Raw genomic sequence first — 262 nt, 5'->3', positions numbered from 1 at the left:
GGTTTTATTGATGCCATGGCCGGGGGCGGTGGCTTATTGACGCTGCCCGCTTTGCTGGCGGCTGGCATTCCCCCGACTCAGGCGCTTGCGACCAACAAGCTGCAGAGCTCGTTCGGCAGTTTTTCGGCCAGTTGGTATTTTGTTCGCAATGGCATTGTCAGTCTGAAACAGATGCGACTGGCGATCGCCTGTACGTTTGTCGGATCCGCCGTGGGGGCGGAAGCGGTGCAATACATTGATGCATCGGTGCTGACTAGCTTAA

At 56.9% G+C, this 262-nt stretch carries 1 protein-coding gene; it reads left to right on the top strand.

The genetic code is table 11. The annotated features are described in order from the left end of the window. Positions 1-262 (top strand): TSUP family transporter (locus tag JI666_RS21275; protein WP_206895080.1); only part of this gene is annotated, 262 nt, incomplete at both ends.

This window comes from Bacillus sp. NTK071 (assembly GCF_017303315.1).
GTDB lineage: Bacteria > Bacillota > Bacilli > Bacillales > Guptibacillaceae > Guptibacillus.
Note: the sequence above shows the minus strand (reverse complement) of the source record. Positions and strands in the feature narration are given on the sequence as shown.